The following is a 16,899-nucleotide window of genomic DNA, read 5'->3' on the forward strand; positions in this document are numbered from 1 at the left end:
TTAATTTGTAATTATTAATAATCTATATTTATAACTTTACTCTGCGTGCGGTGAGAAGATTAAATATATAAATAAATTTGTACTAAATGTTATAATATAAAAATGATTCCCTATAAAAAATTTACAGGGAATCAATCTTTAAATTAATAACAATTATATTAATTTAATTTATCTGCATATACATTATAAAGAGTGCTGTCTATCGCACCACTTTTAGCAGGAGTTTCAGATGTAAGTTCTACAGTGGTTACTTCTCCTTTTATTACTTGATAAGGACCTTTTAACTCTCCTGTTGTACTACCGCCTTTGCTATTTTCCAATGTTATACCAATAGACTTACCAGTTGCTGGTTTTGCAAATACTTTGAATGATTGTCCATTAGCAAAAGTACTTGATAATAATTGATCTGTTTCCCAAACTAAATTATTAATATTTATAAAACCTGTATTATTTTTAAACTCTATTACACCATAATTATTAATGAAATTACCTATAGTATCAGAGATTGTTTTTCCCATACCATTAGGATCATAATAATCCATACTATCAGTTTTAGAAATAATAAAAACAGTTTCATCTGTATCCATTATAGTATCTCCATTTTCTATAGGAGTAAATATATTTCTGCTTTTTAACTCTGTACCTATTTTAAGCTTTACATAAACATAATCTCCATTATCAGGTATTGTCACTTCTTTATTAACCTGATCAAATGAATCAAGTGTAAATGTCTGATTGTTGAATCTTATAGATTCTATATCAGATACAATTCCACCTATTAAATCATCTTTTACTTTAATTTTTATAGTAGCTTTTTTTGAACCTGATGGCGGTGTAGTACCTTCTCCTCCAGGATTGGTTGGATTATTACTACTGCAGCTTATAGCAAATAATGATAATGAAACAACTAATAATAAAATTTTTAAAAATTTTTTGTTCATAATAGAACGCTCCTTAAATAAAAAATTTATAATATACCTCATAGTACCTTTAATTGTTTTGGCTTTATGAGATAAAAAGCTAAATTTATAATTTTGAACTACATTTCGAACATTAGTATTTATAATAATATAATTTTTTGTATATGATTTATGAATAAAATAAATATTTGATTATTAAAAAAGATAATGATGTGAATAATAAATTGAAAGATAAGAATAAAAAATTAGATAGATATATTAGATGCGATGCGATGCGATGCCTATATCAAATAAACAAAACATTTTTTACTTTTACCTTTTTTGTATTTTTCGTTATTATAAGATAAATTATTATAAAGTCAATAAGATTTTCATATAAAATAATCATTTTATTTAATAAATACATTAATTTTTTATATAAATATAATTATTTTGTGTTTATGTAATAAAAATTATTTACATACCCCCCCCTTTATTCTTTAGAACTTTTATTTGAATATAAAACTTCATTTTTAAATATTAATTTATTCAGAAAATAAAGCACCCACCCAAGTTGTTTTTAAATTTAAAAATCTATTTAACGCACGGTTAGCTAAACTTAATAATATAATTAATTTATAATTATTAATACATCTATATTCATAACTTTACTCTGCGTGCGGTGAGAATATAAAAATACAAATAAATTTTGGGTGGGAAGCTATAATTTCAAAATAAATAAAAAAGAAAAATTAATTAAATATTATTAATTAAACAAAAAATATATAGGGCGGGATTTAAAATAAAGCAAAAAATATTATATATCCAAATAAATTATTTTAGCACCGCTTCCTCCAAGATTGATAGGAGCATCAGAAGAATATTTTATATAATTTTTTCCATCTGTTGCTAAATAATATTCGACTAGATTTTTTAAAACAGGTATCCTATTCTCACTTCCAAAACCTTTGCCATGTATTATTAGTATTGGGCTTATTTTATTTTTTTGGCATTCATAAATAAAATGTTTAATTTCTATTAATGCTCTTTCACTTGTAAGTCCATGTAGATCTAGCCTATCTTTTGGAATGGCATTTTTTATATTAGGCTTGAATTTAGTATTAACTTTTCTGTCATGAATAGATTTTTTAGAATGATTAGTGCAATCGAGATTCTCAATTGCACTTAAAAACATTTCTTCATCTTCTTTTGTGTAGGCTAATTCTTCTTTTGAATTGATTTGAATTTCTTTATTAAAATTATTTTCTTTATCAATTTTATTTTTATTAAATTCTTTTTTTATATCTTCTTTTTTATCATTAAACTCATCAGGAAAATGTCCATGCTCTAAATAGAATTCAAATAGTCTTCTCTCTTCTTCTTCAGAATTTTTCGACATATTAATAAAATCCTAAAAAATATTTATGAATTTAATAATTTTAAAAATTCAGCATTGTCTTTAGTAGAATTCATTTTATCAACAACAGTTTCTATTAATTGATCTTCATCAATACCTTGAGACTGCATATATTTTCTTAATGCCCACATTTTATTTTTCTCTTCCTCAGTAAGAAGTAAATCCTCTCTTCTAGTAGAAGAAGAATCAATATCAATAGCAGGGAAAAGTCTTCTATTAGCAAGTTTTCTATCTAAATGAAGTTCCATATTACCAGTACCTTTGAACTCTTCATAGATATAATCATCCATTTTACTTCCAGTATCAACTAAAGCAGAAGCAATTATAGTAAGAGATCCACCCTCTTCTATATTACGAGCAGCACCGAAGAATCTTTTTGGTTTATGTAAAGCATTTGAATCAACACCGCCTGTTAATACTTTACCGCTTGCAGGAACTACTAAGTTATAAGCTCTTGAAAGTCTTGTGATAGAATCTAATATAATAACAACGTCATGTTTATTTTCAACTAATCTTTTTGCTTTTTCTAATACCATTTCAGAAACTTGACAATGTTTATCAGGAGTTTCATCAAAAGTAGATGCAATAACTTCAGCTTCTGGTACTTGTCTTTTCATATCAGTAACTTCTTCAGGACGTTCATCTATAAGAAGAATGAAAAGTTTGATATCAGGATAATTTTTACATATAGCATTAGCAATTTCCTGAAGCATCATAGTTTTACCAGCTTTAGGAGGTGCTACTATTAATCCTCTTTGACCTTTACCTATAGGAGAAACTAAATTAATAATACGAGTAGAAATTTTATTAGGAGCAAACTCTAAATCTATACGTTCATTAGGAAAAATTGGAGTTAATTTATCGAAATGAGGTCTTTTATAAAGATTATTAGGTTCTTCTCCATTAACAGTTTCTATTCTAAGTAAAGCAAAAAATTTCTCTCCGGCATTATCTTTAGGAGGTCTAACTTCTCCAGTAATTAAATCACCAGTTCTAAGTCCGAAAAGCCTTATTTGAGCAGGAGAAATATATATATCATCAGGTCCAACTAAATAATTACTATTTTTTGAACGCAAGAAACCAAAACCATCTTGTAAAGTTTCCAAAGTACCTTCAGCAACTATTTTTCCTTCTAAAGCAATCTGTGCTTTTAATATAGCATGCATAAGTTCCTGACGTCTTATATTATTATTAGTGTCTTTCTTTATACCATAAGATTCAGCAAATTCCAATAATTCCTCAAAAGTTAAAACACTTAATTTGCTAATATAAAGTATATCATGAGGTCTTTTTATTTCTTTCACTTCATCATTACTTTCTATTTCTTTATCAAATTCATCTTTTTCAAGTACAATTTCTGAATTATTTGTATTTTCTTCATTATTTTCAGCAACAACCTGTTTTACAACTTTCTTTCTAACAACTTTTTTTACCTGAACAGGAGCTGTTTCAATTTCCTCATTTTCATTAGATACTTTAACACGTTTTTTGGTTGGAAAAGGCATAATAATTCCTTCGATAAATAAGAATCATGCTAAGTTATAGCGAATACTCGCTATAACTACACGATATAATATTTATCTTAATTTGCTTATATTAGATTTATAAACTTGATTTAATTTATTTATTTTCAGTTTTAGCAGAACTGCTATCAGATTCGCAAAGCATAATAACACACATGTCAGCAGCATCACCGAATCTCTTATATGATAAAATTTTTCTTACATAACCGCCGTTTTTACCAGCATATCTAGGAGCTATATCTTTGAAAAGTTTAGCAAGTATTGTTTTATCTTTAACATACTTTGCTACAGTTCTTCTATTATGAACATTATCAACTTTAGCTCTATAAATTATTTTATCAGCTAATTGCTTAATAGCTCTACCCTTTTCTTTAGTAGTTTCTATTTTTTCATATTTAAAAAGAGAAGTAAGCATATTAGAAAGCATAGCTTTTTTATGTGCACTTGTTCTATTAAATTTTTTTACTGTAACTCTATGTCTCATTTTACTATCCTTGAAAGTTTATTAACTTTTATATTATTCTCTTATCCTCTCATACCAAGATGAGCATTATACTCAGCTAGCTTTTCTTTAATTTCTTCGATAATCATTTCATTAGCACCGATTAATCTTAATAAATCAGCATCAGTTTTAACTGCAACTTTATCTAAAGTTTTCAAATCAGAAGCCATTAAGAAATTAGCAGTTCTAACAGAGAATTCTACCTCTTCAATATGTTTACCTTTAAGAGAATCAAGCACAGAATCTTTAGGAGTTTCTTCTATTTTTTCATCATCTCCATTAGCCTCTTCAGGATCCATAAAATGCTTTAAATTATCTCTTAAAATCTTAGCAGCTTGGGATAAAGCCTTATCAGGAGCTATATTACCCTTAGTTTCTATCTCAAGAGTAAGTTTACCATAATCTATACGCTGACCTACTCTGATAGGATCAACATTATATTTTACACTTACAATAGGAGAATAAATAGCATCTATAGCTATAGCATTAATATCTTCTAATAATTCAATATTCATTTCAGCAGGCACATAGCTGTATCCACCTTCAATTTGAATATCCATCTCAAAAGTATATCCCTCAGCAATTGTAGCTATATAATAGTCAGGATTATGCACTTGAGCTTCAGTATCATCAGCCACCAAATCTCCAGCAGTGATAACACATGGACCTTCTTTTTTCATATGAATAGTTTTAGTATCCATATGGCTAGGAAGAGAAACCACAACATTTTTAAGATGCATAATCATAACAATTGTGTCCTCTTTCATTCCAGGAACATTTTCAAATTCATTGCTAACACCATCAATTTTGATAGTAGTGATAGCATAACCAGGTATAGAAGATAATAGTACTCTTCTTAAAGCATTACCAACTGTTACCGCATATCCTCTCTCAAAAGGCTGAGCTATAAATTTACCATAAGTAGGAGTTAAATCCTTCTTTTCAAAAGTAACTCTATGAGGATGTCTAATAGATTCTAATATTTCTTTTAATGCCATTCTTAAAATACCCCTTATAAAAGAGTTCCATTACTTAGAATAATACTCAATGATGAGCTGTTCATTAATAGGATACTCTATATGCTCTCTTATAGGTAAAGTTACGATTTCGCCTGTCTTATTAGAAAGATCTAAACTTAACCAAGCAGGAACATACTCACTTTTTAAACCTTCCACTATAGTTTTTACTTCAGCTACTGCATTACCTCTTTCAGTGAAAGCAACTTTATCACCTACTTTAACACAATAAGAAGGAACTGTCATTCTTTTACCATTAACTGATATAAAACCATGAGCTACAAATTGTCTAGCTTGATTTCTGCTTTTAGCAAGTCCAAGTCTGTAAACAACATTATCCAAACGAAGCTCTAATAATCTAAGTAAGTTTTCACCGGATACACCAGCTACACGAATAGCCTCATGATAATAATTTCTAAATTGTTTTTCTAAAACGCCGTAAATACGTTTAACTTTCTGTTTTTCTCTCATCTGAATACCATATTCTGATAACTGTTTCATTTTTCTGTTAGCAGGACCAGGTACATCTCTCTTTTTTGTTATAGCACATTTAGCAGTAAGACATCTATCGCCTTTCAACATAAGTTTCATTTTTTCGCGGCGACATAATCTGCAACTAGCATCTCTATATCTTGCCATAATTATTTATCTCCTATTATCAATACAATTCTTAATTAACTATTATATTCTTCTTCTTTTTCTAGGACGGCAGCCATTATGAGGCATTGGAGTAACGTCCTTAATAAGTTTAACTTTAAGACCTGAAGCTTCAACAGCTCTGATAGAGCTTTCTCTACCCATTCCAGGACCTTTAACATAAACTTCTACTTCTCTTACACCCATTTCATAAGCTTTTTTAGATGCTTTTTCACTAGCAACTTGTGCTGCGAAAGGCGTAGATTTCTTACTACTTTTGTAATCTCCATCTAAACCTGCACTAGCCCATGATAAAGTGTCACCATTTCTATCAGTTATAGTAACTATTGTATTATTAAAGCTAGCCTTTATATGTACTATACCAAAAGCTTCAACTTTTCTATCTTTTTTAATTTTTTTATCTTTTAGAGTTTTTTTACCTTTTTGAGTAGCCACTATTCTCCCCCATTAATTATTTTTTACCTGGTGCTTTTTTCTTACCAGCAATAGCTTTTCTTGCACCGCCGCCTCTAGCATTACGAGAGTTTGTACGAGTGCGTTGACCATGTACAGGAAGCCTCTTAATATGACGCATTCCGCGGTATGAGTGAATGTCTTTCAAACGTTTTATATTATTATAAAGCTCTGTACGTAAATCACCTTCTACTTTAGTAGTGGCTTCTATAGCATCTCTTAAAGCAGTAATTTGTGCATCTGTTAAATCTTTAGCTTTAATAGAGTAGTCTATATTAGCTTTATCACAAATAACATGAGCAAGAGTACGTCCTATACCATATATATCAGTAAGGGCTATTTCTATTCTTTTATTATTTCTTATTTCAACACCCATTAAGCGTGCCATATTAATTATCTCCTTAAATTAATTACTTCTGTTTTTGTTTATGTCTTGGGTTTTTCTTACATATAACTCTAACGACGCCTTTTCTCTTCACTATTTGGCAGTCATTACAACGTTTTTTTATAGAACTTTTTACTTTCATTGTAACTAATCTCCATTTAATTTATTACTTATAACGATAAATTATTCTACCCTTTGTCAAATCATAGGGAGACATTTCTATAGTTACTTTATCCCCAGGAAGTATGCGAATAAAATTCATACGCATTTTGCCTGATATATGAGCCAATATCCTATGACCATTTTCTAACTCTACTCTAAAAGTAGCATTTGGAAGAGGCTCTACTACAGTACCTTCTACTTCTATAGTTTCTCTTTCAGCCATATTATTACCTTCTCACCTTAGATTTCTTTAATATGCCGTCGTAGTTATGCATTTGTAAATAGGACTCTATTTGTTTTAATAACTCAACAGCAACACTTACACTAATCATTACAGATGTTCCACCCATCAAATAAACAAGCGAATTATTTGTACCTCTAAAAGGAGCAAATATAGGAATCTTAGACATTAAATCCGGAAATACTGCTATTGCAGCCAAGAATATTGAACCGCCTATAGTTATTCTGCTTAATACTGTCTTTAAATATTCTGCAGTTTGAGTACCTGGTCTGTAACCTGGTATAAAACCACCGGACTTTTTAAGATTCTCAGCTATATCATCAGGATTAAACTGTACTGATGTATAAACATAGGCAAACATTATAACTAATAAACAATAAAGAATTATGTATGCCCAACTTCCATAAGAGAAGAATCTAAGCAATGCATCAAGCCATCTCCATTGAACTCCTCTAGTTAAGCTAGCTATTTGAGCAGGAATTGCCATTAAAGCTGAAGCAAATATTATAGGAATTACACCGGATGGGTTGATTTTGAAAGGTATATGAGTTGATTGAGCTCCGAATACTTTTCTGCCTACAACTCTTTTAGCATACTGAACAGGAATTCTTCTTTGTCCGCTTTCTTCATAAACTACGCAGAATATTACTATTGCGAAAATTATAAAGAAAAGAACTATAACTAAAGAATTCAAATATTCACTTTCTCTTTTCTGTATAACATCATATACACCAGCAGGAATACGAGCAACAATACCGGCAAAGATTATAACAGATATACCGTTACCAAGGCCGCGTTCTGTGATCTGGTCACCTAGCCACATCAAGAACATGGTACCAGCTGTAGCTGTTACAACAACTAGAAGTATGAAACCTATACCAGGATTCATAAATATCATAGCACCTTCATTTATACTCTGAATCCAGCTAGCCATAGCTGCAGATTGTACTATACAAAGAACAAGAGTTAGATATCTAACATACTGATTTATCTTTTTACGACCACTCTCACCTTCTTTTTGCATTCTTTCCAAAGCAGGAATAACTACACCAAGAAGCTGCATTATAATTGAAGCAGAAATATAAGGCATAATACCTAATGCTAATATAGAAAATCTAAATAAAGCACCACCTGAAAATAAATCCATTATAGTTAAAAGTCCTCCTCCGCCTTGAGATGAGGACAAGAAACCTAACAATGCTGTAGGATCTATACCAGGTGTAGGAATATGACTACCTATTCTATAAACTAATATAGCAATAACAGTAAATAAGATTCTGCTTCTTAATTCTTGTACCCTAAATATATTAGCAAACGACTTAAACATTATAATTTACCTTAAGACTTTTTATCTTCTTTCTTTCTAATATATTTTTTGCGTTCATGTATTACAACTTTACCGCCGGATTTCTCTATTTTTTCTATAGCTTTTTTACTAGCCATATCAACTGTTATAGTAACAGCATTTTTTACTTCACCCATAGAAAGAAGTTTAATATAATCTCTCTTAGATGATAAGAAACCCATTTGAAGTAAAGTTTCTCTTGTGATTTCATTACCGCCTATAGAATCTAAATCACCAACATTTATAATATTTACACATTTTTTGAAAGCTGCATTAGTGAATCCGCTTTTTGGAATTCTTCTATGCAAAGGCATTTGTCCGCCTTCAAAACCAGCTCTTCTGCTGTAACCGGCACGAGACTGAGCACCTTTATCACCTCTGCCTGCAGTACAGCCCCAACCAGAACCTTGTCCGCGTCCTACTCTATGACGTTTTTTACTAGATCCCTTAGGAGCTCTTAATATTTTTGTATTTTCTTGTGCCATTTTTAAGAACCTCACTTATACTCTACTTTAAGAAGATGTGATATTTTATTTATCATTCCATTTATTTGAGGAGTTGCTTCTTTTTCTACAACTCTTTTGCCCTTTTTGAAACCCAAAGCTACAACTGTATCTCTTTGAGATTTCTCATAGCCTATAGGAGATTTTACTAATGTTATTACAACTTTAGCCATTATTCTGCCCTCCCATAAATTTGATCTATACTTACACCTCTTTTGTTAGCCATATATTCTACTGTTTTCAAAGATTTTAAACCTTCAAAAGTAGCTTTAGCTAGGTTCATAGAGTTGTTATTTCCTAAAGACTTAGAAAGAATGTTTTTAACTCCTGCTAATTCTAATACTGCACGAGCAGGACCTCCAGAAATAACTCCTGTACCTTTAGAAGCTGGTTTCATAACTATTCTGCTACTTCTAAATACACCAACTGTATTATGAGGTATAGTTTCACCTTTTAAGTTAACTTCTATCATGTTTTTCTTAGCTTGCTCTATAGCTTTTCTTATAGCATCTGGTACTTCGTTTGCTTTACCGTAACCTAAACCAACATGACCATTTTTATCGCCTAAAACCATCAAAGCGGCAAATCTAAAACGTCTTCCGCCTTTCATAACTTTAGCTACTCTGTTTAAAGTTATTAGACGCTCTTCATACATACTTTTTTCTTCGTTGTTATTTATATCGTGTGCCAAGGTAATACTCCTTAAAATTTCAATCCTGCTTCACGAGCACCGTCAGCTAGGGATTTTATTTTTCCATGATATATATATCCGTTTCTGTCAAATACAACTTCACTTATATTTTTCTCTTTTGCTCTAGTAGCTAAAACTTTACCTATTTCTTTAGCTATATCCACATTCTTACCGCTTTTTAAATCTTTTTCTTGAGAAGATGCTGATGCTAAAGTTATACCTTTGCTATCATCTATTATTTGAGCAGATACATATTTAAGACTTTTATGAACTGTAAGTCTTGGACGCTCTGAGCTTCCTTCTATTCTTATACGTATACTTCTTTTTCTTCTTTCGCGTTGAGCTTTAATCTTTTCTCTTAAACTCATAAAAAACCCCTTACTTAGCAGCTTTTTTACTTTCTTTATATTTTACATGCTCGCCGTCAAATCTAACACCTTTACCTTTATAAGGCTCAACAGGTCTTTTCTTTTTGATATTCATAGCAAGCTCGCCTACTTGTTCTTTATCATTGCCTTCGATAGTGATTTTAGTATCTTTTTCAACTGTTACTTTAATACCTTCTGGTATTTTCATTTTTACATCACTAGAAAAACCTAATTGCAATGTTATAGTATCTCCTTGAACATTAGAACGATAACCTGTACCTTCTAATTGAAGAACTTTTTTATATCCGTTAGTAACGCCTTCTATCATATTAGAAATAAGCTTCCACACCAAACCTAATTGTGCAGAGTACTTAGCTTTATTTTCTTTAATAGCTTTCTCGTCAGTACTTTCAATCTTAGGAGGTTTAACCCAAAGAGAATTATTTTCGAGTTCAAATATTATATAATCAAAAAACTCTCTTGTCAACTCCCCTCTTTTACCTTTTACGATTACTTTATGTCCGTCTATCTTAACTTCAACGCCTTGAGGTATCGCTATAGGTTTATTTGCTAATCTACTCATTATTAATACCCTCTTAATAATTTATTACCAAACGTAGCATAAAACTTCGCCGCCAACTTTTTCTTTTCTAGCCTCTTTATCTGTCATTACACCTTTACTTGTAGATATTACAGATATACCGAAACCGTTTTTTACTTGAGGTATAGTATCTACTGATGTATAAACTCTTAAACCTGGAGTTGATACTCTTTGAATTCCTTCTATTACTGAACTTCCCTCATAATATTTCAAATCTATTTCTATGCGGAAGAAATTTTTATCTTTTACTTCTACTTTTTTGAAGTCATTAATATAACCTTCTTTCTTTAAAATTGCAAGTATATTTTCCATTTTTGTAGAAAAAGGTATAGTAACAGACTCTTTTTTTGCTCTACAACCATTTCTTATTATAGTTAAAGCATCTGCTATTGGATCATGTACACTCATTCATATTCTCCTTAAATTACCAACTAGACTTAGTTACGCCCGGTATCAAACCTTTATTTGCTAAATCTCTAAAACATATTCTGCACATCTTGTACTGTCTTATATAAGCACGAGGTCTGCCGCATATTGGGCAACGATTATACTGTCTTGTTTTATATTTTTGTTTTTTTGTAGCTTTAACTTTAAGTGCCAATCTAGCCATTATTTATTCTCCTGACTTTTAGGTGCTGCACGGAATGGCAAACCAACTCTTTCTAATAAAGTGCGTGCCATATCGTCATTATCTGCAGTAGTTACTATTGTTATATTTAAGCCTTTTACGGCATCTGTTTTATCAAAACTTATTTCTGGGAATATAGTATGTTCTTTTATTCCTAAGTTGTAATTACCATTACCATCGAAACCTCTTCTAGGAATACCTTGGAAGTCTCTTACTCTTGGTAATGCTATGAATATTAATCTCTCTAAGAAGTCATACATTCTTTCGCCTCTTAAAGTTACTCTGCAGCCTATAGGCATACCTTGTCTTAATTTGAAGTTAGCTATAGACTTTTTAGCTCTTGTTACAACAGCTCTCTGTCCTGCTATTTGGCTTAGTTCTTCTACAGCAGAATCAACATATTTTTTGTCTGTTACAGCCTGAGTTACTCCCATATTGATTATGATTTTTTCTATTTTAGGGATAGCCATAGTAGAGCTTAAATTCATATCTTTTAGAAGAGACTGTTTAATCTCGTTTTCATACCTATCTTTCAATACTGACATAATTTATTTTCTCCTACTTACTTATCAAGAACTTCGCCTGATTTTTTGGCATATCTTTTTAGTTTACCGTCTACTTCTTTTCTTCCAACTCTAGTAGCTTTTCCTGCTTTGTTTACTACCATTACATTGGATATATGTATTGAAGCTTCTTTCTCAACTATTCCGCCTTTTTGATTCTCTTGGCTTTTAGGCATAGTTTTTTTAACCATATTGATGTTTTTTACTAAAACTCTGCCTCTTGTTCTATCTACAGACAATACCTCTCCGCGTTCTCCGCTTTGCTCTCCAGCTATTACCTCAACAGTATCGCCTTTTTTTACTTTGTATTTTGTCTTACTTAAATCTTGTTTCTTTATCATAATTATATTACCTCTGGTGCAAGTGATACTATCTTCATAAAGCCTCTGTCTCTAAGTTCACGAGCTACAGGTCCGAATATACGTTTACCGCGTGGCTCTCTTTTATCATCTACTATAACAGCAGCATTCTCGTCGAAACGAATATATGAACCGTCAGGACGTCTAACTTCTTTTTTTACTCTTACTATTACAGCTTTTACTACTTTACCTTTTTCTATAGAGCAAGTAGGTATTATATCTGTTACAGAACAGATAATTACATCACCTAAAGTAGCATATCTGCGTCTGCTTCCGCCTAATACCTTAATACATTTTAACTTTTTAACGCCTGTATTATCAGCTACATTAAGAGTGCTTGGTACTTGTATCATAGTTCTTACTCTCCTTCAACCTGTGAAGAAACTGCTGCTTCTGGAGCATGTTTTTCACGTTTTAAAACATTCTCTACATCGCTGTCTATAGAATCTTTTTCTATACGCTCTGCTTTTTTGATTATTTTTGTTAATCTGAATTTTTTATCTTTACTAAGAGGTCTGCACTCTATCACTCTTACTAAATCACCTTCATGACATTCATTTTTTTCATCATGAGCTTTATATCTTTTATTTTTACTAATAGTTTTACCATAAAGCGGGTGTTTCTGCTTGCTTTCTACTTTAACAACTATAGTTTTATCCATTTTATCAGAAACTACAATTCCCTCAAGTACTCTTTTATATTTTTTTGCTTTGCTTTCCACACTAATACCTCACTATTTTTTTATGCCAAGTTCATGCTGACGAATAAATGTCTTAACTCTAGCTATATCTTTACGAGCTTTCTTTAATTGATGAGTTTGTCTAGCATCACCAACTACTTTTTCAAATCTATGCTCTTGATATTCTTTTTCTAATTTTAGAAGTTCACCTTTAAGCTCTTCTAAACCTAATGACTTATAATCTTTAGTGTTCTTAGCCATTATATAGCCTCCCTCTTAATGAACTTAGTTTTGATAGGGAGCTTGAAACCAGCTAGTCTGAAAGCTGATTGAGCTAATTCTTCTGGAACACCTGCTATTTCAAATATTACTTTTCCAGGCTTAACTACAGCTACCCAATATTCAACGTTACCTTTACCTTTACCCATTCTAGTTTCAGCAGGTTTTTTAGTATAAGGCTTATCAGGAAATACTTTTATCCACATTTTACCTACACGCTTAACATGTCTTGATATAGCAATACGTGCAGCCTCAATTTGTCTATCTGTAAGCCATACAGGCTCTAATGCCATAAGACCATAATCTCCGAAAGTCAAATTACTTCCTCTCTTAGATTTGCCTTTCATTCTGCCTCTATGATGTTTACGATATTTCATTCTTGATGGTTGTAACATTATCTATCTCCTTTGGCACTGATAACTTTACCTGCATCATCTTGTTTATGTTCTTTCTTATCAAGAATTTCACCCTTATAGATCCACACTTTTATTCCGATAATACCGAATGTAGTAAGTGCTTCTGCAGTGCCATAATCTATATTAGCTCTCAATGTATGTAATGGTACTGAACCATTTTTGTATTGTTCTGTTCTAGCAATATCAGCACCTGCTAAACGACCAGAACACATAACTTTTATACCTTTAGCACCTTTCTTCATAGCCTGAGTTATAACACTTTTCATAGCTCTTCTGAAAGCAACACGCATTTCTAATTGACGAGCTACGCTTTGTGCTGCTAAATTAGCATCTAACTCTGCATCTCTTATTTCTGTAATAGAGAAATGAACTGGTTTTTTAACCATTTTCTGAACAGTTGTTTTTACAGTTTCAACTCTCTGTCCTTTAGGACCTATTACAACTCCTGCTCTTGCAGTAGAGATGAAAATATTGATTCTATCTGGGAAACGTACTATTTGTATATCAGATATAGCAGGGTCAAAAGACTCTTTTTTTCCGCCGATTTTCTTTTGTTCTTCTTTTAATGTTTTATAATAATAATTCATTATATAACGTCTGATAGATAAATCTTCATGCAAACTGTCTGCATAAGTTCTGCTATCTTCAAACCATTTACTAGACCAAGTTTTGTTAATTCCGAGTCTTAAGCCTATTGGACTAACCTTTTGACCCATAGTTTATACCTCCGCTGCTTTAGGTGCTTCTTCTGTTTTAGCACTCTTAGCTTTTAATTTTTTCTTTTCAGGTTTTTTATCATCACTTAAAATTATAGTAATATGTGAAAGTCTTTTTAATATTGGATCAGCACTACCTCTGCTTGCTGCACGTATTCTTTTAAGAGTAGGTGCTTTATCAACATAAGCAGTTTTTACCCATAATGTATCTGGATTGATATTTCTTGATTGGAATATAGCATTAGCTATTCCGCTCTTAATAGCCTTTCTTAGAACTACTGATGACATCTGAGGCATTGTTGCTAGATTAGATATAGCATGGTTAACATACTCACCTTTAACAAAAGGAAGTAGTCTTGCTACTTTTCTGCGACCAATGCGTAAATAACGTACCTTTACTTTATAATCCATAGTCTAAATCCTTATTTCTTACCTACTTTAGCGGCACCGGCATGAGATATAAATTTTCTTGTTGGTGCAAATTCGCCTAATTTATGACCTATCATATTTTCTTGTATATAAACTGCTACAAATGTTTTTCCGTTATGAACATTTATAGTAAAACCTATCATTTCTGGAATAATTGTTGAAGCACGGCTATAAGTTTTTATTTGATGCTTATTATCTCCAGCTTGTATCTTCTTAAAAAGATTCTTATCTACAAAAGGTCCTTTTTTAATAGAGCGAGACATTATTTCTTACCCCCTCTTCTCTTGATTATTAATCTGTCAGAATACTTGTGTTTCTTTCTAGTCTTGTATCCCTTAGTAGGTACACCTGTAGGTGAAACCGGATGTGGGTTACCTTGTCCGCTTTTACCTTCACCACCGCCGTGTGGGTGATCTACTGGGTTCATTACAACACCTCTTACTTTAGGTCTTCTACCTTTATGTCTAGTAGTTCCAGCTTTACCGTCTGTAGTATTGAAATGATCTAAATTTCCAATCTGACCTATAGTAGCATAACAATTTTCTAGTATTCTTCTTTCTTCGCCTGAACGAAGTCTTATTACACAATAACCGCCTGATTTAGCTGTTATTTGAGCACCACCTCCTGCTGCTCTAACAAGCTGACCGCCTTTTCCAGGAGTTATTTCAATGTTATGTATTATAGTACCTAATGGAATTTTTTTCAATGGTAAACTGCATCCAATTTTAACTTTTGCATTTTCACCGCTTACTACTCTATCGCCTACATTAAGTCCCAATGGCCATATTATGTATCTTTTCTCGCCATCTGTGTAGTGTAGTAAAGCTATACGAGCTGTTCTGTTAGGATCATACTCTATAGAAACTACTTTAGCTTCTACATCATGTTTATCTCTTCTAAAATCTACAAATCTAAATAGTTTTTTATGTCCGCCTCCGCGACGACGCATAGTTATACGACCATTTGAACCGCGTCCGCTTATACGTTTTTTTCCGCATACTAATGATTTACAAGGCTCATTTGTTGTAATATCCGAAAAATCTACTACTGTACGATAACGCAAACTTGGTGTTGTCGGTTTAAATTTCTTAATAGCCATCGGTATCCCTCATTATTTTACTATATCTATTGATTCTTTGCCGTCAAGAACTATTATCGCTTTTTTATAGCTGCGTGTATATCCGCGTCTGCTCATTCTGCGATTTTTCTTCTTAGGCTTAACATTTATTATCTTACAATCTAGCGGATGTACATTAAATATTTTCTCAACCGCTTTCTTTAATTCTGTCTTATTAGCGTCCTGTCTTACTTTAAATACATAATAACGCTTCTCTGTTCCTCTAGGCTCAGTTCTAAGCATATTACTTTTTTCTGTAAGTATAGGCTCAATTAAAAGTGAATACATGCTCATATTTTTTAACCCTTAATTCTAGCATTTAATTTAGATAAAGCTGTTTTAGTAAAATATACCTCATCAGCATAAAATAAAGGATGTATAGACATACTGTCTGCATTTACAAGCTTTAAATCTTTGATGTTTCTTAAAGATAATAATAATTTATTATAATTATCTCCTAAAGATTCATCTTTACCTACTACAAATGCCACCTTTCTTGTATTTGGTTCTTTAACCTTACTTATAAAACTAGCCATTCTTTTTGTTTTTGGAGCGTCAAAAGTAAAATCCTCAAAAACTTTAAGAACATTGCTTCCATATTTTAAAGATAAAACAGACAATAGAGCCTTACGTTTCATTTTCTTTGGCAATCTGTAGCTATAATCTCTAGGCTTTGGAGTATGTGTTTTACCACCGCCTACCCAAATTGGGGATCTAGTAGAACCTGCTCTAGCTCTTCCTGTGCCTTTTTGTCTCCAAGGCTTTTTACCGCCTCCTGAAACTTCTGCTCTTGTTTTTGTAGAGTGAGTTCCCTGACGTCTGTTAGCTAATTCATTTTTGATTGCTTCGTAAAGTAGATTATTGTTAACTTCTGATTTAAATATCTCGTCAACAATCTCTAAATTGCCTACGCTATCTCCATTTTCATTTAGTATTACTACTTCCATTTT

The 16,899-nt window shown here is 31.7% G+C and carries 30 protein-coding genes; all 30 read right to left on the reverse strand.

The features are described from left to right. Positions 1–158: 158 nt before the first annotated feature. Positions 159–941 (reverse strand): hypothetical protein, encoded by a 783-nt coding sequence (locus BINT_RS12400; RefSeq protein ID WP_014488928.1) that lies wholly within the window; start codon positions 939–941, stop codon positions 159–161. Positions 942–1,716: 775 nt separating this feature from the next. Then, positions 1,717–2,298: a Smr/MutS family protein gene (locus BINT_RS12405; RefSeq protein ID WP_014488929.1), complete on the reverse strand. Its 582-nt coding sequence runs from the start codon at positions 2,296–2,298 to the stop codon at positions 1,717–1,719. Between the two features lie 23 nt (positions 2,299–2,321). Beyond that, positions 2,322–3,821: a transcription termination factor Rho gene (gene rho, locus BINT_RS12410; protein ID WP_014488930.1), complete on the reverse strand. Its 1,500-nt coding sequence runs from the start codon at positions 3,819–3,821 to the stop codon at positions 2,322–2,324. A 115-nt stretch (positions 3,822–3,936) separates the two neighbouring features. Then, on the reverse strand, positions 3,937–4,323 hold the full coding sequence (rplQ, locus tag BINT_RS12415) for a 50S ribosomal protein L17 (RefSeq protein WP_014488931.1): 387 nt from the start codon (positions 4,321–4,323) through the stop codon (positions 3,937–3,939). Between the two features lie 41 nt (positions 4,324–4,364). After that, complete coding sequence (locus BINT_RS12420) at positions 4,365–5,339, reverse strand: DNA-directed RNA polymerase subunit alpha (RefSeq protein WP_012671639.1); 975 nt, start codon at positions 5,337–5,339, stop codon at positions 4,365–4,367. A 30-nt stretch (positions 5,340–5,369) separates the two neighbouring features. Continuing rightward, positions 5,370–5,996, reverse strand: a complete 627-nt coding sequence (gene rpsD, locus BINT_RS12425) for a 30S ribosomal protein S4 (RefSeq protein ID WP_041177470.1) — start codon at positions 5,994–5,996, stop codon at positions 5,370–5,372. 42 nt (positions 5,997–6,038) lie between these two features. Next, entirely contained in the window at positions 6,039–6,449 is a 411-nt protein-coding gene (gene rpsK / locus BINT_RS12430; protein WP_008723418.1) for a 30S ribosomal protein S11, read from the reverse strand. 16 nt (positions 6,450–6,465) lie between these two features. Beyond that, positions 6,466–6,855, reverse strand: coding sequence for a 30S ribosomal protein S13 (rpsM, locus tag BINT_RS12435; protein WP_008723417.1), 390 nt, complete (start codon positions 6,853–6,855; stop codon positions 6,466–6,468). A 22-nt stretch (positions 6,856–6,877) separates the two neighbouring features. Then, the gene (gene rpmJ / locus BINT_RS12440) at positions 6,878–6,994 is read right to left on the reverse strand and encodes a 50S ribosomal protein L36 (protein WP_008723415.1); all 117 of its coding nucleotides are present in this window, start codon (positions 6,992–6,994) and stop codon (positions 6,878–6,880) included. 24 nt (positions 6,995–7,018) lie between these two features. Then, positions 7,019–7,237, reverse strand: a complete 219-nt coding sequence (gene infA, locus BINT_RS12445) for a translation initiation factor IF-1 (RefSeq protein WP_014488934.1) — start codon at positions 7,235–7,237, stop codon at positions 7,019–7,021. Positions 7,238–7,241: 4 nt separating this feature from the next. Continuing rightward, positions 7,242–8,582, reverse strand: a complete 1,341-nt coding sequence (gene secY, locus BINT_RS12450; RefSeq protein ID WP_012671635.1) for a preprotein translocase subunit SecY — start codon at positions 8,580–8,582, stop codon at positions 7,242–7,244. 11 nt (positions 8,583–8,593) lie between these two features. Continuing rightward, positions 8,594–9,085 (reverse strand): 50S ribosomal protein L15, encoded by a 492-nt coding sequence (gene rplO / locus BINT_RS12455; protein ID WP_012671634.1) that lies wholly within the window; start codon positions 9,083–9,085, stop codon positions 8,594–8,596. Between the two features lie 11 nt (positions 9,086–9,096). Then, on the reverse strand, positions 9,097–9,276 hold the full coding sequence (rpmD, locus tag BINT_RS12460; RefSeq protein ID WP_014488935.1) for a 50S ribosomal protein L30: 180 nt from the start codon (positions 9,274–9,276) through the stop codon (positions 9,097–9,099). Further along, positions 9,276–9,794, reverse strand: coding sequence for a 30S ribosomal protein S5 (rpsE, locus tag BINT_RS12465; RefSeq protein WP_148258794.1), 519 nt, complete (start codon positions 9,792–9,794; stop codon positions 9,276–9,278). Before rpsE ends, rpmD begins: the two co-directional genes overlap by 1 nt. 11 nt (positions 9,795–9,805) lie before the next feature. After that, positions 9,806–10,162 carry a 50S ribosomal protein L18 gene (gene rplR, locus BINT_RS12470; protein WP_014488937.1) on the reverse strand — a complete coding sequence of 119 codons (357 nt, stop codon included), beginning with the start codon at positions 10,160–10,162 and terminating at the stop codon, positions 9,806–9,808. A gap of 10 nt (positions 10,163–10,172) precedes the next feature. After that, positions 10,173–10,745, reverse strand: a complete 573-nt coding sequence (gene rplF / locus BINT_RS12475; RefSeq protein ID WP_014488938.1) for a 50S ribosomal protein L6 — start codon at positions 10,743–10,745, stop codon at positions 10,173–10,175. A gap of 24 nt (positions 10,746–10,769) precedes the next feature. After that, complete coding sequence (gene rpsH / locus BINT_RS12480) at positions 10,770–11,171, reverse strand: 30S ribosomal protein S8 (protein WP_014488939.1); 402 nt, start codon at positions 11,169–11,171, stop codon at positions 10,770–10,772. Positions 11,172–11,187: 16 nt separating this feature from the next. After that, entirely contained in the window at positions 11,188–11,373 is a 186-nt protein-coding gene (locus BINT_RS12485) for a type Z 30S ribosomal protein S14 (protein WP_008723403.1), read from the reverse strand. Then, positions 11,373–11,936, reverse strand: a complete 564-nt coding sequence (rplE, locus tag BINT_RS12490) for a 50S ribosomal protein L5 (protein ID WP_012671628.1) — start codon at positions 11,934–11,936, stop codon at positions 11,373–11,375. Before rplE ends, BINT_RS12485 begins: the two co-directional genes overlap by 1 nt. Before the next feature lie 17 nt (positions 11,937–11,953). Next, positions 11,954–12,295, reverse strand: a complete 342-nt coding sequence (rplX, locus tag BINT_RS12495) for a 50S ribosomal protein L24 (RefSeq protein WP_008723393.1) — start codon at positions 12,293–12,295, stop codon at positions 11,954–11,956. Positions 12,296–12,297: 2 nt separating this feature from the next. After that, a complete protein-coding gene (gene rplN / locus BINT_RS12500; protein ID WP_014488941.1) occupies positions 12,298–12,666 on the reverse strand; it encodes a 50S ribosomal protein L14 in 369 nt (122 codons plus the stop codon). A gap of 5 nt (positions 12,667–12,671) precedes the next feature. Continuing rightward, positions 12,672–13,034: a 30S ribosomal protein S17 gene (rpsQ, locus tag BINT_RS15240; RefSeq protein WP_014488942.1), complete on the reverse strand. Its 363-nt coding sequence runs from the start codon at positions 13,032–13,034 to the stop codon at positions 12,672–12,674. Positions 13,035–13,046: 12 nt separating this feature from the next. Beyond that, positions 13,047–13,253, reverse strand: coding sequence for a 50S ribosomal protein L29 (gene rpmC / locus BINT_RS12510; protein ID WP_012671626.1), 207 nt, complete (start codon positions 13,251–13,253; stop codon positions 13,047–13,049). Next, the gene (rplP, locus tag BINT_RS12515; protein ID WP_008727113.1) at positions 13,253–13,666 is read right to left on the reverse strand and encodes a 50S ribosomal protein L16; all 414 of its coding nucleotides are present in this window, start codon (positions 13,664–13,666) and stop codon (positions 13,253–13,255) included. The genes rpmC and rplP overlap by 1 nt, the downstream gene beginning before the upstream one ends. After that, positions 13,666–14,403 carry a 30S ribosomal protein S3 gene (rpsC, locus tag BINT_RS12520; protein WP_014488943.1) on the reverse strand — a complete coding sequence of 246 codons (738 nt, stop codon included), beginning with the start codon at positions 14,401–14,403 and terminating at the stop codon, positions 13,666–13,668. The genes rplP and rpsC overlap by 1 nt, the downstream gene beginning before the upstream one ends. Positions 14,404–14,406: 3 nt before the next feature. Then, a complete protein-coding gene (gene rplV / locus BINT_RS12525) occupies positions 14,407–14,814 on the reverse strand; it encodes a 50S ribosomal protein L22 (RefSeq protein ID WP_014488944.1) in 408 nt (135 codons plus the stop codon). Between the two features lie 11 nt (positions 14,815–14,825). Next, positions 14,826–15,095 (reverse strand): 30S ribosomal protein S19, encoded by a 270-nt coding sequence (rpsS, locus tag BINT_RS12530; RefSeq protein WP_008723378.1) that lies wholly within the window; start codon positions 15,093–15,095, stop codon positions 14,826–14,828. Then, positions 15,095–15,931: a 50S ribosomal protein L2 gene (gene rplB, locus BINT_RS12535; RefSeq protein WP_014488946.1), complete on the reverse strand. Its 837-nt coding sequence runs from the start codon at positions 15,929–15,931 to the stop codon at positions 15,095–15,097. Before rplB ends, rpsS begins: the two co-directional genes overlap by 1 nt. Before the next feature lie 12 nt (positions 15,932–15,943). Further along, complete coding sequence (gene rplW / locus BINT_RS12540) at positions 15,944–16,237, reverse strand: 50S ribosomal protein L23 (RefSeq protein WP_012671621.1); 294 nt, start codon at positions 16,235–16,237, stop codon at positions 15,944–15,946. Between the two features lie 11 nt (positions 16,238–16,248). After that, complete coding sequence (gene rplD, locus BINT_RS12545; protein WP_012671620.1) at positions 16,249–16,896, reverse strand: 50S ribosomal protein L4; 648 nt, start codon at positions 16,894–16,896, stop codon at positions 16,249–16,251. Positions 16,897–16,899 lie beyond the last annotated feature (3 nt).

Source organism: Brachyspira intermedia PWS/A (genome assembly GCF_000223215.1).
GTDB classification, from domain to species: Bacteria; Spirochaetota; Brachyspiria; order Brachyspirales; family Brachyspiraceae; genus Brachyspira; species Brachyspira intermedia.